Consider the following 22329-nt stretch of genomic DNA (forward strand, 5'->3'; position numbering starts at 1 on the left):
TGGGAGGAACCGGTTTTTTCCTTGACTTATCCTGGAACGAAGTTACAAATTTTTGGGGGTAAGGGTAAAAATACAATGTATGAGACGACAATTACCGATCCTAAAATCCATTTAATGTGGTTTAACAGGCGTCAATTACAATGAAGGATTGAGTCAGTCTGCTAAATGTAAAGATCGTAACAAAAACGGAACAGAATTTATGCACTCAAAAAGCATTTATTGATATAAAAAAACCGGACAAGATAATTGACGCGAACCGGACAAAGTAATTGACATTTGATATCCGGGCAATATGTCTTCTAATCGTTCCTTTAATTCTTCATAGGCGAGCAGCGCTTGAGGTTCGGTTAAGGAAAAATTAAAATCATATGTATGCCAATCGTTTACGTGTTCGATTTCAACTTTATGCCGCCCTTTTTTCAATGAAATCCTTCTGCCTTTGACCTCCTTGTCATCAATTAACACCCTGGTGGCGGAGTTACCGGAATCCATATTGATTTCCATCTCTTTGTCTTTCTCCAGAACGACATTGCCAATCCAGAATGCACCGAAATTCTCAGGGATTATCCCATATTGGTATACTATGGCCGATCCTGTACTGTTATTTTTTATCTTGCCGGAACTATTGACTGAGGCATCCTCAACAATGCCGATGAATTTCGGCTGGCCCGGATTGAAGATATCGAAATAAAAGGCTTTAAAGGCTCCTGTCGGGATGTCTTTTGTTGCGCCAAGGGGTTCAGCCCAGGATTTTCTTTGGACCTCCGGTTGAATCTTTCTGCCCGGCATATATTCCCGGGTTCTGTTCGGATCAACATATTTGGTTGCCACCGGATTAAAAACAATATCAATTTTTTTGGGATGTTCAATAAAGATATTATAATCCGGTGATACATCTGCAAAACCGATATACCGGTATTTTTCCCGGTCAAGTATCGTTTCCGGCGCTTCTATTGTATCTGTTTGATCCGCCCCGCTAAAACCCGCCGGTAATTTTCCGGTCAAGGCAAGGATTTGCAGAGCAGCTTGTTTGAAGGTGTCTTTTATGTTTAATCTTTTTCCGCGAACAGGGATGAATCGGGTCGTATTCGCCAACTTGAAAAAATGATAGATGGGTATATTTTGAGGAAGGTTTTTAATAGATACGGCGGCGTTTTTGGCAGAGGTTACAACTGCGGCAAGTTTATCGGTATTGCAGCTTTTAAAATCCCAGGTTGCCCGTCTATATGAGGTTAAAAAAAGCACAACCGGTTTTTTTGAGTCTTTAAGGATAATATCCACTGTTTGATCCGGAGATTGGCTTTTCTGCACCCCGCAGTAAATCGAATCAAAGTCCCCAATCCCTTTCAGATAGGCGGCCAGTTCGTCATATTTTAGGTCTTTGGCGGTATCTGTGATCGACACATTTAATTTTGCCGCCCTGGATTCTACTTCGGGGTAGGCCACAAACATAACCTCGTGCCTTCCCGGCTTGAACTTATGCTGATAGACCTTTTCACGGGAATTTTTCCCCCGCCAGACAGACCTGCCGTCTATTATCAGTTCAGCCCTAAGTCCCTGGTGTGAAATTGTAAATGTTTTATCAATTGGTTTTAAAACTTCAAAGTACCCTTTCCAGTTACCTTTGATAAAGGTGCCGTCAAGGGCAGGTTCCTTGACAACCTGGGTTTGAGTAACCGTATTATTCTGCTGTTGAACAACCAGGGATTCGACAAACGAGTTGACCGGATACGGGTCAGTCCGGCCCGGAGCAGCACTATCCGAAGCGCTTATCGAACCGTTTTTTGGGGGGAGGTCATTTGCTTTGGCCTGGAAAAATTCAGGGATAATAATATTGCTTAAACCATATTCTGTGAATGCATAGTCTGCATTTTTCCCGGTAAATGCCCGGATATCATAAGAACTCTTGTATGCGTTCCTATTTGCCGGCAATTCATAAACAGGTGCAGGAGAGGTCATTGCAACCGTACTTCCGGGTGATCTCCCGCGAAGCACTACACCGGTAATTTTTGCATTGTGAGGGTTGTTGAACACCCAGTTGACTGCCCGGTAACTGTTTAAAAAAATAAAAATCGGTGCCGATGATCCGGGTAGTGTAACGAGAATTTCATTGTAATTATTTCCGGCGGTATTGGCGCTTGCCTCGTAAGCGCCTAAATAAACTATTTTAGTCGAGTTAAAGTCTATATCTTTAAATAGTTCCACAGCTGCCGATTTGTCCAATTTTTGATAATCGGTGAAGGAAACGTTGAAAGAGGTTGTATGCCAATGGTTATGTAACTCAATCCTTATTTTGTTATCGCCTTTGTTCAGGGTGAACCGGACTATTTTAGAATCGTCTCTCCATTTATCCACCAGATCATCATTCACGTATAAGGCGACATCTCCCTTTGAGACATCGAAGTGAGCCTTGACGGATTGCCTTTCGTTGAGAACGGTCATCGTACCTTTCCAGACACCATAGAAATTATACGAATCTATTCCGTGAAAAGAAAAGTTTAAATTTATAGATGGCCTTTTGACGGACTCCGTAAACCGGAGTTTTGAGACTATATCTTTTATTGTCCCGTCGTTGCCTTTGCCGGGATTCTTTCCATCATTTTCAGTATAATAATATGCTTTAAAGGGACTGATTCCTACATTTTTAAGGTTAATCTGGGCCTTCCCTGGTTTCGTTTCTTCAATTTTATTTTTTGGAGATGGATGAAAAAAATCGCTTTTCTGACGTTCTTGATTTTCGCATGGATAATCCTGAAATTTTAGGGTTCCATCGCTTTCTATGCATTTATATATTTCCCCGTAGGCGCTTATTATAAAGGATAGATGTAAACAGATAACCAAGAAAAGCAATTTCAGATTACGCATATTATTTATTCCCAATGATTTAAGCATTCAATTATGGATAGTTGGGGCTGCCGTCTAATATCTTTTGGCTTTTGAAATTTTTTGATTAATTAAAAGGTTCTTACCATTACCCGAAATAATTCGTAAAGAACTTAATTCAAAAATTGAATTGTGATTCAAGAAAAATTTGATCATTTCCCCCAATGTCATTGAAATAGGCAGGTCCCCTGACTGGTAAAATACAACGTTTCCCCATATCCTGCGGTTAAAAATGTCAAGGTCAGGGTTTCGTGCAGAAAATCTTTTTCAATGCAGGCGACCCATTGAAGCAGATCTTCATTAACGCTGTTAGGATCGTTTTTCAGTTCGCTTTGATATTTAAAAAGATGCTGGTTTACCAGTTTCAGAGTGATACGGGTATCTGTGAAAAGCAGCGCTGGCCAGCCAGTCATAGTGAAATGCCGGATTAGCCACCGGATGAAATTAATGGAAAAATTGAAATCCCTATCCAAGTTATAAAACCTAAAAGAATTATTAATTGTGATGATAAATATTTTTTCATATATTTATCAGGCAATTGAAGAGTTTTCAGTTTTTTAAAGGAGAAAACCTGTATTACGATCATGAACAATAAAATTGCAACTAAGAATAAAATATAAGGAATGAAACCATTAAAATGGAATATTTTTTCAGCAAAGAAAAAAAATCCTAAAATCAACACTAATGGAATCAAATTATACATTCGCATTTTTGAGAAAGAATCAAGAATTGAAATTTTCTGTTCAGGCGATAACTGTTTAAGCGCTTTTTCAGAAATTATTTTGCTTAGAATTATTGCAGCAAATAAAATTATAATACTAATTGTTGATAACTCATTCATTTTATTATTCCATATTTGTGGCTAATTATTTTGTTCACTGTTATGTAATGTATGGATAAATAGTCGGCGACCATCTTTTGTAGTTACCGCTATGTGTAGCCTGCCGTTTGCCGCCTTGGCATCGGCGGTGAGTTTTGTTAAACACGTTTTGCCACCAGCATTTCTTTGGCACCTTTTTGAAATTCATATTCAACTGAAACCAGTGAAGTACTGATCCCACTGCTTAATAAAGAGGTCATGACAGGATTAAGATGCTTTGACTGTTCATTATCTTCAATTGACAGTAGTGGATATATTCGAACTTCTTTGGATACACGGCATAACTCTTTCAAAGATAAAATATGTTGGTTTAAAGTTACATGTTCACTATATAAGAATAAATAATGAGAACATAGCGCCAGTTCGAATTCGTCATCATTGAATGGTAATACAGGTAGTGATCCATTAATATATCTCCCCGCCTTCTTTCCGATAATTCCATGATGCTTTCTTGTGGTACTAATCAGCGCGCGACCATTGGCGCCAGCGACATTAGCATTATTAAATTTATTCTGACGTACAGGTTGGTTCTGACTCATATCCAAGATAATAATAACCTTGCCAAATTACGGAACTGTTTTTTGATATTGAAAATTGTACTCCTTCTGTAGTAGTGCAATAAGAAAATTTTAATCCAGATATAGATAGCTCTTCAGGATTCAGGAGTCCAATTGCTAAATTCACAGGCCGCTCTGATTTGATTATATAAAAAAAATATCCAGCATTCTTGTTAACACTGGCTCTATCATCCATCAGTGGGTAGCATTCTTCACTCTCCGTCGTTTTTTTTAGGACTATAGCTTTTTCAAAAGTTACTTCGTCGTCAAGATGCACCAATTTAATTTGATACTGAGGAGGAATGTCAGCGTTTTTTATTGCCAGGCATCTTCCATGTAACCAACCTATCTCATTATCCAAACCATTATTATCCTGCTTTGATAATGGTGAACAGGATGTTGCCATTACAGCAATTATAAAAAGAATAAATAGTTTCATTTTATCGTCCATTGTATGACCAATGAGGAGCATCTGTTTTTAATTTTTTTACACCATAAGACTCTCCAATAGAATGAAGTATTGTATTGGTATTTACGTTTGGAGAGGATGTGACAGACACCGCTGTTCCGTCCTTTTTTTTCACTTTTATAGTGCCGGTCCATGTGATGGTCATATCAATCGCTTTGCCACTTATATGATTGCTTGTCAAAGAAGGAGGATTAATGCTCCTGGGCGGAATAGCTAAGCCAAAACCGTTCACCATCTCAAGTGCGCCTGATTTGCTCTTGGCCAAATCCCCATGATTCCACTCTATGTCGACTCCGATCATCTTCTGTGCATCAGAAGGTTTACACTTGCCTTGTGAAATCTTCCATGACCAATGAAAAAGATAGGCCCTTTTATCACTTCTTTTGGTTGTTGATACATTCACTGTGGCGCCAGCATCTTTTAATGCCTTTATAAAAGCGGTTGCAGCGTTTTTAAATGAGACTTCGAGATCATCAACTTTGTTGCTGTTTTTTGCATGAGCATTGGCCCATGTAACCCAATATATTCCACTTTTAGTAGCCATTCTTCTCCTATAACTATCTAAATAGACAAAGATATTTGAATTTTAAACTCTTACCATTTCCCGAAATAAGTCGTAAAGAATTTAATTCAAAAACTGAATTTTAACTCAAGGAAAATTTGATCATTTCCCCCAATGTCATTGAACATAGGCAGGTCCCCTGACTGGTAAAATACAACGCCTGCTTTTACTGTAACACTGTCTGCAATGTCGTATTCTGCTGAAACCCGCTGGTAGGCGCCGCCTTGCCACTTTTCCCCATATCCTGCGGCTAAAAATGTCAAGGTCAGGGTCTCATGCAGAAAATCTTTTTCAATGCAGGCGACCCATTGAAGCTGATCTTCATTAACGCCGTCAGGATTGTTTTTCAGTTCGCTTTTATATTTAAAAAGATGCTGGTTGACCAGTTCCAGAGTGATCCGGGTATCTGTGAAACCACTGTATTCAAAACCTGCCATGGCGTCCAGCCGTGAGAATTCGTCATTGAGTGTATTAGTATATTTCAGTCCGTCCCAATATGCTGATTCGGCTTTGATAATCCAGTTCCCTTTTACCAGGGTTGATGACGCCCCGAACATCTTCACCCGTTCATGTTTTTGTACCGGGACAGGCGTGATACCATCTGAACCGTTTTCAAGATAAGTGTCCGGATGGTATATATCTGCCCAGTACAGCCCTAAATCCAAACCGGAGAACCTTCCTTTAAGCGCCAGCGCAAATTGGCTGTTCTCTAAATCAGAGTCCGGTTTTTCTTCATATGCCGGGGCTTGGGAATACGGATAAAATCCAGACCCGTAAGATGGTGTTTCATTGAACCGGACTTCATGGATCATGATACCGGATAGATTAAAGGGACCCAGGTAATAGTCGATTTTGCTCATGGCTACAGGCAGCCGAAGATCTTCAATGTCCGTGGTGCCGGGATTTTTAAGATCAAGAGGATTTAGAATGTCCACCACCCGGACATAATCGGATGTCCCCCATACAACAATCTGGCGGCCGGTTTTGATGTCCAGCTGCTTTGCAGGACTTGCCTGAAGATAAAGTTCGCGCAATTCCGTTTGATTTTCGTACGCATCCAGAACCTCATCCGTATAATTTTCACGCCCTTTGACTGTGTAGATGAAATCATACCCGGCAAGACCACTGGCAAATACAACCCATTTAAATATGGACCATCTATCTATTGGTTTAATTTCAAGTTCCAGCAGCATTTCCGTCTTCAGGCTTTTAACGCCCTGCCAGTCTGTGTCTTCCCGAACCGGTGCATCATGGGAAAAGTTATATGCACCGGCAGTTTTAATATGCCCTGTCAGACGAAAGATTTGTGGGGCGTGGGCGGCGTTACCGGTTAAGGCATCCCCGGCATTATCATCTTTTGTTGTTTCAAGATCCTCAAATCCGTCAAGCAGCGCATCAGATCCGTCATGGGCCAGGGCCGCCTGACACAGGATTCCGGAAAGTATCATGAATGAAACTAAAGACCAAAAATGTAAGGTAAAATTGGGTGCCGCAGGCGCCTCGCCCTTTTGTTTCTTGTATCTTGTTTCTAGTTTCATGTAAAAGCTTTACAATCCTTTTTCCATCTGCCGGACGGAAAACAGCCCTTCATCCAGATCCTGGTTAAATTTAACCCCGTCCAGGGTCAGATCGGTTTTATGAATAATCTGTTTTCCTTTCTTACGGGTGATCTGCAGGTGTGTGGACACCCATATGCCGTCAATTTTGTCCAGTTGACGGACCATCATGTATTTGAGGTCCGGGCTGTTTTCCACCCAGCTGATGGACCGGATCACCACATCGTTGTCCTGGCGGACAAACAGGAGTTCCTTGTCGTATCCGGTCTCTTTGATGATCTTTTCTGATCTGGGAATGGCCCATATGGCCCAGGTTTTGACACCGTCAAAAATTTGCTCCCGGCCTTTTTCATAAAACCTGTAATCATAGTATGTCAGTTCGCGGTCGGTCATGTCCGAGTAGTTCAGGTCCGAGCCCATGAAACTGCCGCTTTTATCCGCAGATGCAATGCGTTTGGTTTTTTTCAATGCCGGCAGATAGAGCCATTGATCGTCCTCATGTTCTGGATCATCATAATCAATGTTTAAAAAGGCGGTTTTATTCACATCCGCCGGAGAAAGGAAAAACATCAGGGACAGGGTGTCCGGCCCCTTGTCTTTGGTAAATGTTTGGATTTCTCGAATCCGCTGGCCGCCGTTCCGATCGGTCAGGATCATTTCCATTTGCGCGACCCGGTTGTCCCCGGTGTCCCTGGCATCCACCTGTTCCATAATTTTGCGTGCGGCAGGGTCATCGGCCAGTGCCGGAGCCGAACTCAATATCAACAGCACCAAGGTAAATAATCCCTGCCAAAGCCACCTGTTTCTTTTTTGTTTTTTCATTTTATATTCCTTTGAGATTTTGTATGTCGTTTTGACCGGCTGCTTTGGCGACTGCTCCTAACGCCGGTTCCCGCCGCTTATAAATCAGTGCCAGAAGTGCCGGCAATAGAACCAGGTCCGCAGTCAGGGCAAACAGGACAGCGCTGGCGGTTAATATGCCGAACCGGACATAACAGGATAGATAAGCGGTGGTATAAATTAAAAATCCCCCGCAAAGCACAATGCTTGTGATCACCAACGCCCGGCCGGTATTGTGAAGGGTCTCTTTGACCGCAGTTTCAACGCATCCGCTCACATCATAGGCCCTTCGGAAATGGTGCAGGAAATGGATGGTGTCATCCACCACCAGGCCTAATACAATACTGCCCACAAGAATGGTCACCATGTCTATGGGGAAGGAAGCCGTCCCCATGATCCCGAAAATCATTACAATGGGAACAATATTGGCAATCATGCTCATCAAACCGATTTTAAAGTTACCCATCATCACCATCATCATGAGGGTAATGGCCACAAAGGCGAACAGATAGCTTTTGGCCATGCTGGTGATAAACATCTTTGTGATGCCGATGAACAGCGCCATGTGGCCTGTGAGGGTGACGGCTTCATGGGGGAATTGACGGTCCAGGTAGGCTTTGATCTTTTCGACATAGTCCTTGTAAAGGATTGAGTCGGTAAAGGGTGCCAAAACAGACATGCGCGCCTTTTGGTAAGTCCCGTCCGCAAGTTCGGCCAGATCATCACTGCCGCTGGATTCAAACAGGATCAGTTCCTGGGCTGCCAGCTGCCGGGTGTCCGGCACAATGTAAGCGGACTCAATGTCTTCGTTCAGGGCCCGGTTGGTCTCCTTGAGAACATCGACCATGGAAACCACTTTGCCGGCCCTGATATTGTGTTCGCAGATTGTTGGAATCGTTTTACCGGCTTGATCCATGCGCAAAAGCAGGTCCGGGTCATGCAGCCCGTTTTCGCGTCCTGCGTCAATGATAACTTCCAGCATGACCGTGCCTCCGTTTTTTTGGTCCATCAGCCGGGTGCCCACCCGGGCCGTGGAGTTGTGGGGCAGCCAGGACATGGCATTGTGGGAAAACCGGACATTGAACGCAGCCAGTGCGGCAAGTAAGAATAAAACAGTCCAGACTGCCGTGATCACCAGGGGCTTGTGCGTTGCCGTTTTGGCAATGCCGTCGAAAATCCGGTCCGCAACGGGCGGTTTTCCTTGGGTCCGTAGCTGCTTTGTTTTTATGGGAAAGACGGCAACCAGGGCCGGCAGCAGAAAAAGCGTATATAAAAATGCAATCATAACCCCTGCCGGTGCAATATACCCCAGGTGGGAGATGATGGCCACATCGGCCCAGACAAAGGATAACAGCCCGCAGGCGGTGGTCAGGCTGGTCATGAGGACCGGCAGCCCGGAATGGCCCACAGCGCAGATGATGGCTGCTTTTTTATCCGGGTTATGACCCGGGGACTTTTGGAGATTGCGGTAGAAGATAGTGAGGATATGGACGGCATCCCCGACACCCACAACAATTAGAAAGGTGGGCAGAATCATGATGGCATTGGAGATGGGAATCCCCCAGACCGCCATAAGCCCCAGGGAAGAGATCAGCGAAAGCATCACAATGATCATCGGATATATCACACCTGAAACCCGCCTGAAGAGGATGGATAAAAATATAATGATCAGTAGAAATGACAAGGGGGTCATCAGACCCAGATCTTTTTCAAGCCCCCGCTGCAGTTCCGCTGCAAAGACCGGGGTGCCTGCAAAGAAAAATTCAATGCCCCGGCCGCGATATGTGTCAACGATTTCACGAATCCGGTCATTGATTTCAATATTTTGTTGGTTGTCCAGGTACTGGGCCGCAGATGGGGCGTTTTCGGTGATGTCCGATTCAAACCCGGTTAACAGGTCATCCTGGGGTGGTTGTACAAAGGCCTGGGCCTTGACCATAATCATGGCCAGGGTGCGGTCTCCTGAAACCAGAAAATCTTCATAAAGGGGATAGTGGTCGATCAGTTTTATAATACGCTGATTTTCGTCCCGGGTTTCCGGCGGTTCCGGGATCAGATCCTCCACAATGAGCGTATCGTTGTCCGCCCGGACAATACGTCCGTTGATCAGGCTGTCCACTTCGTCCAGATAAGGGACATTTTTTTCCAGATCCCTGTGAAGCCGGCGCATTGTTTTAAAAAAAGATGGGGTCAAGCCCTTTTCAGGTTTCATGGCAATGAAAAAGATGTCGTCCTGGCCAAACTCATACCGGAACCGGTCATAGGCCACCAAGGTGGGATCATCCGGGTGGAAAAAACTTTGATCCCTGGTGTCCATGGTCAGCCTGGGCAATTGAGCCGCAAGCATAACTGACATCAGGAAGATAATGATTAAGGTTAAAACGCCATGTGCATAAACCCACGTTGCAATGGCTTCGAAGAAAGATTCCAGTTTTTTATGAATCACAGCCATGGATTGTTCCTTTATCTGTTTTGTGTCACTGCATTTTCGATGGATTTTCAAGGCCGGTAAGTGTCTGCCTGTTCATTTTTTCCGCCATTTCTGCTGCCATTTTTGGGGTAATGGCCGGATCCCGGAAAAACATAATCTCCACACCAAAATACTGCGAAAAAAGCGACATGGACAGAATCATGCTGTCCACGTCTCCTGCCATCCTGTCTGCTGTTTTTTCATCTTCAATTATGGTTACAAGGCGGTTGAGAAAGCTATCAATATCCTTGCGAAGGGCAGGTGTATCCGCTTCAACTTTTAACACCGTGCTGCTGAGCAGCTCGCGGTATAAATTTCTGTTTCCATCATAAAAGATGAACATGGTCAGCCAGATATGTTTTATACGCGTGGCTATGGTGCCTTTGGCGGGCATGGTGTTTAAAGCGCCCTCCCAGGTCCGCCCGATGTCTTCGGATAGGGCCGCTTCCATGAGCGCGGTTTTGTTTTTAAAATGAACAACAACAGACGCGGCAGAGACCCCGGCTTCAGCCGCAACCCGCCGCATTGTGCACCGGCTGAAATTTTCTTCAAAAAATAGCTTTCTGGCTGCTTGAAGGATTAGCCGCCTTGTTTCCTCTTTAGATGCTTGTTTTCGGTTCATGGCCCCCCACCAAATTTAATTAAACATGTTTAATATAAAAACACGTTTAATTAAATTTGGTGGGTTTGTCAACAGGCAGGTTTTTAAATTTTACGGGCTGTGAAGGAATCAAAAGAGGCGGGCCTATATTGAAACACAAGGTTTATTTTGATATAAACGAACCATTATCCCTGCATTATTCACCCGTGAGCAACATTATTAAACAAAGAAAAAAATGAGATCCCAAGACTTGAACCTTGCGTTAATAGGCATGCCGGCTGTTGGAAAAAGTACCGTCGGGGTGCTTCTGGCAAAACAGCTGGGCTATGCTTTTCTGGATACGGATATTGTGATCCAGACAAAGGAAAATATGACCCTTGCCCAGATCATTAAAAAGAAGGGACTTAATGGCTTCCTGGACATTGAGGCCGGCCACCTGCTCGGTCTTGGCGGCAAACGCCAGGTCATTTCCACCGGCGGTTCCGTCATATACCGGGAACGGGCCATGCGCCATCTTAAAAAAATTGCCACGGTTATCTATCTGCATGCTGATCTGCCCACCCTGCTGACCCGGCTGTCCGATATTGAAGCCAGGGGGGTGGCCATTGATCCGAGCAGCAGCATTGATTGGCTTTATAAAGAAAGAACACCTTTGTACGATAAATTCTGTGACATAAAAATAGAATGTGGTCAAAATCTGCCGGGCCAGGTGGCAGCCGATATTGCCACGGCATTGGCAGTTCAAATGTGAACAAATACCCCAAAGGCATACAATATGGACGAAATGTTGACCACGCGACAGGTGGCGAAATATCTCAATGTAAACGAGAAAATGATCTATTCCCTGATTGCGGAAAAGGGACTGCCTGCCTCTAAAGTAACGGGGAAATGGCTGTTTCCCCTTGAGCTTGTCCGCCAATGGGTTGAAAACGGCACCCGGAATTTTCCGGAACAAGCCAAGCTGCCGCCGTACCACGGACTGGTACTTATATCCGGTGCCAACGATCTGCTGCTGGATACCCTGATTTGCACATTCAATCTGAAACACAGTGAACACATGGCTCTGTTCGGCCTGACCGGCAGTATGGGCGGACTCAAAGCCCTGAGAAAAAATCAGTGTCACATTGCCGGCTGCCGGTCGGCTGATGAACACAGCAATACCGGTTTCCCGTTCATGGATAAAGAAATTGTCCAGGCCATGGCGGTTGTAAACTTATGCCATAGAGAACAGGGCCTGATTATTCAAAAAGATAATCCCCTGGGGATTTCATCTGTAAAAGACCTGTCCCGGAAAGATTTAACCATGGTGAATCGCCGTTTGGGTACCGGTTCCCGGCAACTTTTGGACCGGGAATTAAAACGGTTTGACATAGACGGCGAGTCCATTAACGGATATGAAAATTGTGTATCCCGGCATATGGATGCAGGCTTGGCCATACTTAATGGGAAAGCCCATGCCGCGCCGGGCATCAGATCCGTGGCCAACCTTCTTGGATTGGATTTCATTTCTTTATACTGGGAGCGTTTTGACCTTTTTGTCAATAAAGACAGCTTTTTTGACCAGGGTGTTCAATTGTTTTTGTCCATGCTCAAAGGTAAAGTGATTCAAAGAACAGCCGATGAACTGGGCGGATACGATCTGTCCATGACCGGAAAAATGGTTTACCCTGAAACGGGCAACGATGATGAGCAATGAGTTTTGCGCCATTGCCCGCTGCCGGGGAAACACCACCCCGGCAGCGGAGAACACTTACTGATTCAGTACCACCTGATTCCCGTTAAGAAACAGTTTATCTTCCTTGATGTGCATATCAAGGGACAAAAGGTCGTCTTTGATAATGAAAAACCCGGTGGCCATTCCGGGGAACAGCGGTCTAGTCAGATTAGGGATACCGCCTGCAAGGGCATAGGGCATGTTGAGTTGCGCATCCAGGTTAAAATATGAAAACATCGTGTCCGGCTGCATGGCAAAAGCAAGAACGTTGGAGGGGTCCAGATCTTTTTTTAGCGTAAGATCCAGGCTTCCGGTCAGCTTTCCCTCGGGCAATTCGATATCCAGTCCGGAGATTTCTATACCCAGACCTTTCTTAAGTAACCCATTGAGTGCGGACATGAGTTGGGGCGTGTTCCGAGCCATTTCATCCTTCAGGATCTTCTGGAAATCACCGGGGTTCCCGCTTGTTTTTTCAAAACGCCGGCCCGCCTGGGTCATTATGCCTGAGTACAGGGCCATGCCCTGTTCAAAAGATGCCGTATCGATCTGTTTCACTGTAAATGTGCCGGCCCAGTCAGACAACGGCTTGCCGCCCAGTTCAATGCTGTCTACATGAAAGTCCATGACCATGGTCACTGTTGTTTTATCCTCGGACGCACTTGTGTTGAAATTGAAGGTGAGTCCGGAAAGATTTACGGGATCTGATTTCCCGTCATTTATTTTCAGTTGTTCCAGTGAAATTGTATTTTCCCCAGCCCAGATGATGTCTGTGAGCTGGTACAGATCAGATGAAAAAGTGACCGGTCCCATCACAAATTCACCACCCTGGGACAAACCTTCCCACCGCCCTTTTGTATCCAGGGTTTCAAAGCCGTTCCCCGTGGAAATGTCAAGATCCAAGGTATGAAAATCGACCGTTTTTCCTTTACCTTCAATGGAAAAGGCGTTCATATGTATTTTGGAGCCCATAGTGCCGGCAAGGGAAAACCGGGTCCGGATGGACAAAGGATCTTTGCCGTTCAGATGGGTGTTCACCCATTGCATGTACCAGGGATTTTCTTCAAGACTTGTTTGTGAATTCACACTGAAAAAACCGTGCGTCCCCTGGTTTACCAGCACTATCTGCGCCATATCTTTGCCGCGAAAACCACCGGGATTCTCAATGCACCACTTTACCCGGGAAGAAAACAGGCCCCGGTCATATTCAAGAATCTTGATCCTAAAATCGGTCCCGGTTTTGGCGGCTCTGTTGTTATTTTCTTCAATAGCTGATTTAATCGTACGTTCCATGATAATGCCGTTGGCAATGGGCAGGCCTGCAGCACAGACAACAGCCAGGCAGATTAAAACGATCAACAATTTTTTCATAAGTTTTCCTCCAGACGGTCTTTCAGTCCGGACCGTCGCAAAGCGGTCCTGTTATTGTCAAAGGCCGTTTTAAAGGCCCGGGTGGATCCCACAATAATGACAAGAAATTTTCCACGGGTCATGGCCGTGTACAGCAGATTTCTCTGCAGAAGGGGAAAATGGGCCGTGGTCAGGGCAATGACAACGGCATCATATTCCGAACCCTGGGATTTGTGAACGGAAATCGCATAGGCCAGAGTCAATTCATCCAGTTCCGGCAGATCATAGGCGACGGGTCTGCCCTCGTAATCCACAAGCACTTGGCCCGTGGATTTGTCTGCCTCTATCACTCGTCCTATATCCCCGTTGAACACCTCTTTGTCATAATTATTTTTAAGGTGCATAACCTTATCTCCGGTCTTAAATGTGTGACCATGGGACTCAATACCGCCGGGAGCATCATTCAAAACCGCCTGCAAGCGTTGGTTTAGGCTGATGGTGCCGGCCTCTCCCCGGTGCATGGGGGTGAGTACTTGGGTTTCACGGATGTGGGGAAAGGCGTTTGGAATTCTTTGGGCACACAGTTCACAGATGGTGTCAGCCACCCGGGCCGGTGTGCCGGTTTCAATAAAATAGAATTGGGAGAGCTGGTCCCCAGATGCCGATTTTATGTCCGGCATCTGCCCGTTTCGGATACTGTGGGCATGCATGACAATGGGGCTTTTCCGGGCCTGGCGGAAAATCCGTGTCAAGGCAAACACCGCCACTTGTGCCGAGTCAATAATATCCGACAATACATTCCCCGGCCCCACAGAGGGGAGCTGAAAAGTGTCCCCCACCAGAATCAGACCGGCTCCGGCCGGCAGGGCCTCGGACAGGCGATACATGAGCTGGGTGTCCACCATGGACGCTTCATCCACCACCAGAAGGTCCAGGTCCAAAGGATTGGTGAAATCATGTTCAAAGGTTTCCGTGTCCTGGTTAAAGCCTAAAAGTTTGTGAAGGGTTTTGGCTTTCCGCCCGGTCACTTCGGACAGACGACGGGCTGCCCGGCCTGTGGGGGCGGAGAGCATCACCTTGAGGCGAAGCGTTTTGAATACCACGCACAATGCCTTTATCAGGGTTGTCTTCCCTGTGCCGGGACCGCCGGTGATAATGGAAATTTTCTGACCCATAATCCGGGTCACCACATCCAACTGCTCCCGGGACAACTGAACGGCCATGGCGGAGAGCACCTGGGCCTGGATTGAATCTTCGTCAACGCGGACATCAGGATTGGGCATGGATAAAAGCGCTTTGATGCGACGGGCAATCCCGGCTTCAGCTTTATGTAACGGCGCAAGATATACCCTGTCATTTTCAAGTACCACCTCGTTATCCGCGTCCAGAGCCCCGAGCGCATCTAAAAGCTGTTCCCCGGACACCCCCGCCCGTTGAATACAGGCCCGGATCAGCTCTTCTTTATCTTCAAACACATGTCCGTCCTGCTCCAGGTCCAGCAAGCGGCAGACCAGGCAGGCTTTAAGCCTTTCTTCCGTATCCCTTTCCACACCCAGTGCCCTTGCCAGTTCATCCACGGCGGTAAAACCAATGGCAGGAATGTCCCGGGCAATGCGAAAGGTATCCTGGGTCAACACCTCCAGGGCGCGGTCTCCATATGTTTTAAGGATGGCTGCGGCCTTGGCCGAATCAATACCGGTGCCCTGCAGCGTCTCCATGACCCGCCGCACGCAGTGGTGGGTATTCCAGGCCGTTTCAATCATTTTTTGTTTGGTCTTGCCTATCCCGTAGACATCAAGGAGCTGGTCCGGATCATTTTCAATGATTTCCAGGGTCTGTTCCCCAAAGGTATCCACAATCCTGTCGGCCAGTTCCTGGTTAATACCGGGAATAATACCGGAGCTTAGGTATTTTCGAATACCTGACATGGATGAGGGCAGGGTGACTTCAAACGAGGCGGCCTTAAACTGCTCTCCATATTTAGGGTGGCTGGTCCATGTGCCCTTGAGTTTAAGTCGTTCACCTTGGGCCACTCCGGGCAGATGACCGACCACGGTGATGGCATCGGCCACCTTGGGCACGGCCACACGACACACAGTGTAGTGATTTTCCGGATTCTGGAATGTAATCCGGGACAGGGTGCCGCTGATGGTAATCATAACGCCATATTGCCGGAGGGAAAATTATCGGTTATCCAACAGGCGGCCTCGTAAAGATTTCCGGCAATAAAATCGGGTAAAATGCCTTTTTTTGTCAAATCGGCCAGGGCCTTTTCCCCGTTACCGGTTTTAACCAGAATGGTTTTGGCACACCCGGCATTTTTGCCGCATTCAATATCTTTGGCAGAATCTCCCACCATAAAGGATTTCTTCAGATCAATGCCATGGCACTTCACGGCCTGGAGAATCATTCCTGGCTTGGGTTTTCGACAGTCGCATCCCTGGTCCGGGGTATGGGGGCAGAAAAATATATCCTTGATCCGCCCACCGGCCTGTGCCACCCCGCGGGCCATTTTTTTTAAAATGGCATCAAGGGTCGGCCGGGATATCATACCGCGGCCCACAGCCGATTGGTTGGTGATCAGAATTACCTGAAACCCTTTGGCGTTCAAAAGGGCAATGGCGTCCGGACTTTTGGAGATAAAATGGAACTCGTCGGGATGTTTGATATAGGCGTCGGAATCATGGTTGATCACACCGTCCCGGTCTATAAAAACCGTATATCCTGCCATTCTTTCTAAACTTCTCCTAACTCGTGTCTGAATAAAAATCCGTGTTTGGACGAAAAGTTGCCCAGATGCAAGGCGCAGAAAAATTTAAAACCGGAGCATACTAATGTATGTGAGGATTTTAAATTTTTTTGCAACGCCGCAGGTGGGTGACTTTTCGTTCAAACATCAATTATTCGGCTACGGCAAAGGCGTGGTGAAAACCTTCCCCGGCCATCAATCTTTCACTGAACGTCACGGCATCATTGAGGTTGTTGAATTTACCGATTCTTACCCGGTAAAATTGCCCCCGGTCGTCGGCATAGGGAACAATATGGGCGTTAAGATAGTCCTTAGACAACTTGATCCGGTATGTCTCCGCATTGGTCCTCATCTTGAACGCCCCCACCTGTACGGTAAAATTGCCTTTCCAATAATCCACAGGCTTAAAGTTGACGGGGGAGTGGTCTTTTTTGGAGTAGGCCGTTGCCTCTCCAAGGGCCGTTACCTTTACCCGGGCCGTGCCGGGCCCCACGATACCAATGCGCTGGGCTGCCTTATAGGACAGATCTATAATCCTGCCGGCCACAAAGGGTCCCCGGTCATTGATGCGCACCGTGGTCTGCCGGCCGTTGTCCAGGTTTTCAATCCTGACCCATGTGTTCATGGGAAGGGTTTTATGGGCTGCGGTCATGGCGTACATGTTGTAGGTTTCACCGTTGGATGTTTTCCGGCCGTGGAATTTTCGGCCATACCAGGAGGCGCGTCCCTTTTCCACATACCCGTTAGCCGAGGCCATGGGATAATAGTGTTTTCCTGCAATGCGATAGGGGCGCTGGGTGGCGTCGGTATCGTTGTATCGTTTATCCGCAGGTCTGCTATGGCCGGAATTATAGGTTCCGGCACCGCATCCAGCAACGGTAACCGCCAGGCAGAAAATAAGGACCGGCATCAATGTCCTGGTCGTGTAATTCATACAGAATATCATTATTTTATATAATAGTTCCAATGAGTTGCCAAATTATATTTCATGTTTTGTTGTGGGCTGTACCTGGGAGTTGGCAGACCAGGCCAGCCCATGGCTGTTATTCCATGGCCGTTTTAAGAACATCTTTCATTTTATCGGTAAAATAGAAGGTCATGGTGGATTTAATATGCTCCGGAATATCTTCCATATCTTTTTCATTCCAAAGCGGCAGAATCAAAGAGCGGATACCGGCCCTGTGGGCCGCAATCACCTTATCCTTGATGCCTCCCACAGGCAGGACTTCACCCCTCAGGGTAATCTCACCGGTCATGGCCAGACGGGATTTTACCTTTCTTTTGGTGATCAGGGAGGCAAGGGCGGTGAGCATGGTCACCCCGGCAGAGGGGCCGTCCTTGGGAATGGACCCTTCGGGCACATGAATATGGATATCATGGGTATCAAAAAAGGTGTCATCCACATCCATCCGGTCGGCATTGGACCGGATGAAACTTAACGCGGTGGATGCAGACTCTTTCATGACATCTCCCAGCTGTCCGGTGAGCGTCAGGCCCTTGCCGCCCTTCATGGCCACGGCCTCCACAAAAAGTACTTCTCCCCCCACAGGGGTCCAGGCAAGACCCACCGCAACGCCCGGCACGTTGATCCGGGTGGCCATATCAGGCATGTTCTGGATGGGGCCTAGGTATTCTGGAAGTTCTTTGCGGCCAATGGTCAAATTTTCAACCTGGCCTTCGGCGATTTTAGCGGCAACCCCCCGGCACACAGCCCCGATCTGGCGTTCCAGGTTGCGTAGACCCGATTCCCTGGTATATCCGGAAATAATTTGTTTGACCGCGCCCGGAGTTATTTTGATTTGGCCGGCGTTGATGCCGTTGGCCTCCCGCTGTTTGGGGATGATATACCGGGTCGCGATTTTAAGCTTTTCCTCCTGGGTATACCCGGTAAGCTCAAGTACCTCCATTCTGTCCAGCAAAGGGGGGGGGATGGTGTGCAACACATTGGCTGTGGTCAAAAACATGACATCCGACAAATCAAAGGGGACATCCAGGTAGTGGTCAACAAAATTCCGGTTCTGCTCCGGATCAAGGACTTCAAGCAGGGCGGATGAGGGATCTCCTTGGTAGGAGGAGCTGACCTTGTCAATTTCATCCAGCATGAAGACGGGATTTTTTTTCCCGGCCGTTCTTAAATGCTGAATGATCCGGCCTGGCATGGCCCCCACATAAGTCCGCCGGTGTCCACGGATTTCAGCTTCATCCCTGACGCCGCCCAGGGCAATGCGGACAAATTCCCGGCCCAGGGCCCTGGCAATGGATTGGCCCAGGGAGGTTTTTCCCGTGCCCGGAGGGCCGGCAAAGCACAGTATCGGGCCTTTGGAGTCTTTTTTGAGTTTACGTACGGCCAGAAATTCCAATATCCGTTTTTTGGGTTTTTCAAGGCCGTAATGGTCCTGGTCCAGAATCTTTCTGGCCTCGGCAATATCCAGCCGGTTTTCGGCATATTCGTTCCAGGGCAAAGAGGTCAGCCAGTCCAGATAGGTAGAGGATACGACATATTCGGAGGATGAGGGGTGCATCTTTGCAAGACGTTCCAGTTCACGCTCGGCTTCTTTTGTGGCCGCTTCGGGCATGGGATTGTCCTGGATCAGGGTTCTGTATTCCCGGATCTCCACAGATTCCTGGTCGGTTTCTCCAAGCTCTGCTTTAATCGCTTTGAGCTGCCGGCGCAGGTAATATTCGCGCTGGCGTTTGTCCATGTCTTCCCGGACCTGACTTTGAATTTTAGAGCCCATTTCAAGAATATCAAGCTGGTCATTGACCAGACGGGTGACCTTTTTCAGACGGCGGTTCACGTCAAGCAGCTCAAGGACTTTTTGTTTTTCATTAACCGGAGCATTAATGGTGGACGCCACCATGTCGGCAAGGGCACTGGGTTCCTGCAGGGTTTTGACCATCTGGCCTATTTCCGCCGGCAGGCCCGGCGAAAGCGCTACGATTTTTTCGTACTGTTCAACAATGTTGGCCATCAAGGCCCTGTTTTCCTTGTTCCTTTCGTTGTTACGGCTTTTGAGAACGGCAATGCCGGCATGCATATAATCATGGTCTTCCAGATACTCCACCACCTTGAACCGGTGCAGGCCCTGGATCAGCAGCTGGGCCTTTTCGTCGTCCATTTTGGACATTTTAAGAATTACGGCGACGGTACCAATGCGGCACAGGTCGTTGGCCGTGTGTCTGGAATCGATGTCCGAGCGCTTTGACAGCAGAAGGCCGAGCATACGGTTTCCGGACATGGCATCGTCAATCAGGTCAATGGCCTCTTTCTGGATCAAAACCAGGGGCAACACCATTTTGGGAAACAGATTGGTATCCACTATGGGAAGAATGGGTAGTTCGTCAGGTATGTCGTCGGTGGTGATGGGGACGGAGGGATGGTTTAATTCATCCATTCGTTTTCCTTTTTATGTACAATCAACTAATCCATTGGGTTTTTACCTTTTCGAGGGGGCATCCCCGGTGTCAATAGACTTTGGTCTATCCCATGGCTGTTACAAAAAATCAATGGGCATTTTGGGTTCCGGCGAATAATTTGTCTTGAGTTGTTTTCCTAATTTCAGTTCTAAAAACCCGTTGGCGTATGACGCCGACACTTTTTTCATGTCAATGACACTGGGTAGATACAGAACCCGCTCAAAACGTCCGAATTGGATTTCAGCAAGTCTGTAGGTGGCGGTGGGATCCGGCTGGCTGCTTTTACGCACCCCGGAAATTTTTACGGCCTTATCCGAGAGTTCAACAACCATGTTCTCCTTTGAAACCCCTGCGATTTCAGCATGGATAATGATTTCATCCCTGGTTTCAAAAATATCCATCTGGGGTCTCCAGATCCGTTTTGAAAAGCAGAACATAGGGTTAACGGATTGAAACATTTCTTCAAAAGATTTCTCTTCTGTAGCCGATGTTTCAATATGATTCCCAAATCTAATTTTTATCTGTTCCATAACATGCTCCTGAAAATGGGAAGGAACCACCCTGAATGCTGTTGACCTGTCCCGTAATCAATTCTATCAGATTACCATCTGGCATAAATGTTGTAAAGCTCTATAAAAATTAAATGGTTATCAGGCCGGTTTGTCAAGTATCTCGCGAATAACCCTTGAAAACCTGTCCATTGAAAAAGGTTTTTGTAAAAATTTGTGGCATCCGCCACGAAGCATCATCTTTGTTTCTTCATCTATGCTGACACCACTGGAAATCAGCATCTTTATGCCGGGGTCCAGTTTTTGGATTCGATAAAACGTCTCCTTGCCGTCCATGACGGGCATGACCAGATCGAGAATTACCAGCACAATTTTGCCCGGGTACTTTGTTACCAGATCCAGACATTCCACACCGTTGCGGGCCTGGAGGACCTGGTACCCCAAGGCGTCAAGAAGGTCTGCGCCCACCTGAAGAACTTCTTTTTCGTCATCCACAATAAGAACGGTCTCTCCTCCTTTGGGCATCAGATCAAACGCGTCGTTCTCCTCTCCAAAACGTTGAACATCCACGGGTGCCAAACCGGGCAGAGCCACCCTGAACAGGGATCCGGCATTTTTTTTGCTCTCCACGGTGATGAATCCACCGTGATTTTTCACAATGCCGAACACCGTTGACAATCCTAATCCCTGTCCTTTCATATCCCCGGGTATTTTGGTGGAGAAAAACGGATCAAAAATTTTTTTCTGAATGGTTTCATCCATGCCGATTCCGGTATCCTGAACACTGATTTCCACGTAAGCACCGGGTGTCACGGCAAAATGGAATATGTCGGTAGCATCTATTGTTATATTATGGGTCGCTATGGTCAGTGTCCCGCCATCCACCATGGCCTGGGCGCCATTGACCAAAAGATTCAGCAGCATCTGTTCAAGCTGGGAACGGTCTGCGTTTACCTTGTAAAGATCCGGATCCAGCTTTTTTTCAATGACAATATTTTCTTTTCCCGGCTGGAAAACAGTGAGGGCAATCTCCACGACCTGGTTAATATCCAGGGGTTCGACCTGGTACTTCCCCCCCCGGGCAAAACCTAAAAGATTACCGGTAATCTCAGCGGCAGTCTCAATCAGCCTGTTTATCTGCCGGATATGGTGCTTGATTTTTTCGGGCCGGTTTACGTTAACCCCCATCAGGGATAAATGCCCCTGAAGGGCCATGAGCAGATTGTTAAAATCATGGGAAATGCCCCCGGCCAAAACACCGATGGCCTCCATTTTCCGGGCCTGGTTTTCCCTGATCTGTTCGGATTTTATTTCCGTAATATCCGATACGAAGATTAACAGGCCCTGGGAATGGTCACCAGGATCCAGCCGGCAGGCCCGAAGGCGGCAGTCAAACGCGGTGCCGTCTACCCTTGACAGCCGGGAGTCAACTGTGGCCGATCTTGTCTGGTCAATTTCTGTGATAAACGTATTATGCACACGCTTAAATTCTTTATCCGTGGGAAAAAGGGTTCTGGCGGATTTGCCTTGCAGGCTAAGATATTCATGGCCGGTCATGGCGTGACAGGCGGGATTTGCCCAGTGGATCCTCATGCGATGAAGAATACAGATACCCACGGGGGCGTAGATTAGTACATTTCTAATGTTTTCCCGGGAAAAAAAATCGGAAACGGCACAGTAAGTGGGCTTGTGGGCAGGCCTGTCCTGCTGATTCAGAATGGAGTTCGAAGATGTACGATCATGCCCCTGGGTCATAAAACACCACCTTCCAAAAA

General features: G+C 46.9%; 19 protein-coding genes. 2 read left to right on the forward strand and 17 right to left on the reverse strand.

Annotated features, from left to right (window positions below; genetic code table 11):
- Positions 1-216 precede the first annotated feature (216 nt).
- The 10 genes from B147_RS0104990 to B147_RS30055 all read right to left on the reverse strand — a co-directional run bounded on the left by B147_RS0104990 (position 217) and on the right by B147_RS30055 (position 10839).
- A complete protein-coding gene (locus tag B147_RS0104990) occupies positions 217-2442 on the reverse strand; it encodes a hypothetical protein (RefSeq protein WP_157237784.1) in 2226 nt (741 codons plus the stop codon).
- A gap of 608 nt (positions 2443-3050) precedes the next feature.
- Entirely contained in the window at positions 3051-3296 is a 246-nt protein-coding gene (locus tag B147_RS0105000; RefSeq protein WP_020586141.1) for a hypothetical protein, read from the reverse strand.
- Positions 3297-3310: 14 nt separating this feature from the next.
- On the reverse strand, positions 3311-3724 hold the full coding sequence (locus tag B147_RS0105005; RefSeq protein WP_020586142.1) for a hypothetical protein: 414 nt from the start codon (positions 3722-3724) through the stop codon (positions 3311-3313).
- Between the two features lie 137 nt (positions 3725-3861).
- The gene (locus B147_RS30960) at positions 3862-4302 is read right to left on the reverse strand and encodes a class I SAM-dependent methyltransferase (protein WP_020586143.1); all 441 of its coding nucleotides are present in this window, start codon (positions 4300-4302) and stop codon (positions 3862-3864) included.
- Positions 4271-4759: a hypothetical protein gene (locus B147_RS0105010; RefSeq protein ID WP_020586144.1), complete on the reverse strand. Its 489-nt coding sequence runs from the start codon at positions 4757-4759 to the stop codon at positions 4271-4273. Before B147_RS0105010 ends, B147_RS30960 begins: the two co-directional genes overlap by 32 nt.
- A 1-nt stretch (position 4760) precedes the next feature.
- Positions 4761-5333 (reverse strand): hypothetical protein, encoded by a 573-nt coding sequence (locus tag B147_RS0105015; protein WP_020586145.1) that lies wholly within the window; start codon positions 5331-5333, stop codon positions 4761-4763.
- Positions 5334-5419: 86 nt separating this feature from the next.
- Positions 5420-6889: a DUF1302 family protein gene (locus tag B147_RS0105020; RefSeq protein WP_020586146.1), complete on the reverse strand. Its 1470-nt coding sequence runs from the start codon at positions 6887-6889 to the stop codon at positions 5420-5422.
- A gap of 9 nt (positions 6890-6898) precedes the next feature.
- Positions 6899-7729, reverse strand: coding sequence for an outer membrane lipoprotein-sorting protein (locus B147_RS0105025; protein ID WP_020586147.1), 831 nt, complete (start codon positions 7727-7729; stop codon positions 6899-6901).
- Between the two features lies 1 nt (position 7730).
- Positions 7731-10199 carry an efflux RND transporter permease subunit gene (locus tag B147_RS0105030; protein WP_020586148.1) on the reverse strand — a complete coding sequence of 823 codons (2469 nt, stop codon included), beginning with the start codon at positions 10197-10199 and terminating at the stop codon, positions 7731-7733.
- Between the two features lie 25 nt (positions 10200-10224).
- On the reverse strand, positions 10225-10839 hold the full coding sequence (locus B147_RS30055) for a TetR/AcrR family transcriptional regulator (RefSeq protein ID WP_020586149.1): 615 nt from the start codon (positions 10837-10839) through the stop codon (positions 10225-10227).
- A 214-nt stretch (positions 10840-11053) separates the two neighbouring features.
- On the opposite strand from B147_RS30055, the gene B147_RS0105040 reads away from it, so the two are divergent.
- Complete coding sequence (locus B147_RS0105040; RefSeq protein ID WP_020586150.1) at positions 11054-11569, forward strand: shikimate kinase; 516 nt, start codon at positions 11054-11056, stop codon at positions 11567-11569.
- 24 nt (positions 11570-11593) lie between these two features.
- On the forward strand, positions 11594-12514 hold the full coding sequence (locus tag B147_RS0105045; protein WP_020586151.1) for a helix-turn-helix transcriptional regulator: 921 nt from the start codon (positions 11594-11596) through the stop codon (positions 12512-12514).
- Positions 12515-12568: 54 nt separating this feature from the next.
- On the opposite strand, the gene B147_RS0105050 is transcribed toward B147_RS0105045, so the two are convergent.
- The 7 genes from B147_RS0105050 to B147_RS0105080 form a co-directional block, all read right to left on the reverse strand.
- On the reverse strand, positions 12569-13900 hold the full coding sequence (locus B147_RS0105050; protein WP_020586152.1) for a YdgA family protein: 1332 nt from the start codon (positions 13898-13900) through the stop codon (positions 12569-12571).
- On the reverse strand, positions 13897-16038 hold the full coding sequence (gene recD2 / locus B147_RS0105055; protein ID WP_020586153.1) for an SF1B family DNA helicase RecD2: 2142 nt from the start codon (positions 16036-16038) through the stop codon (positions 13897-13899). Before recD2 ends, B147_RS0105050 begins: the two co-directional genes overlap by 4 nt.
- Positions 16035-16610, reverse strand: a complete 576-nt coding sequence (gene gmhB, locus B147_RS0105060; RefSeq protein WP_020586154.1) for a D-glycero-beta-D-manno-heptose 1,7-bisphosphate 7-phosphatase — start codon at positions 16608-16610, stop codon at positions 16035-16037. Before gmhB ends, recD2 begins: the two co-directional genes overlap by 4 nt.
- A 169-nt stretch (positions 16611-16779) precedes the next feature.
- The gene (locus B147_RS33120) at positions 16780-17538 is read right to left on the reverse strand and encodes a septal ring lytic transglycosylase RlpA family protein (protein ID WP_020586155.1); all 759 of its coding nucleotides are present in this window, start codon (positions 17536-17538) and stop codon (positions 16780-16782) included.
- Between the two features lie 133 nt (positions 17539-17671).
- Entirely contained in the window at positions 17672-20023 is a 2352-nt protein-coding gene (gene lon / locus B147_RS0105070; protein ID WP_020586156.1) for an endopeptidase La, read from the reverse strand.
- Between the two features lie 99 nt (positions 20024-20122).
- Positions 20123-20575: an Hsp20/alpha crystallin family protein gene (locus tag B147_RS0105075; RefSeq protein ID WP_020586157.1), complete on the reverse strand. Its 453-nt coding sequence runs from the start codon at positions 20573-20575 to the stop codon at positions 20123-20125.
- Positions 20576-20695: 120 nt separating this feature from the next.
- On the reverse strand, positions 20696-22309 hold the full coding sequence (locus B147_RS0105080) for a hybrid sensor histidine kinase/response regulator (RefSeq protein WP_020586158.1): 1614 nt from the start codon (positions 22307-22309) through the stop codon (positions 20696-20698).
- Between the last annotated feature and the right edge of the window lie 20 nt (positions 22310-22329).

Source organism: Desulfobacter curvatus DSM 3379, from assembly GCF_000373985.1.
Classification (GTDB): Bacteria; Desulfobacterota; Desulfobacteria; order Desulfobacterales; family Desulfobacteraceae; genus Desulfobacter; species Desulfobacter curvatus.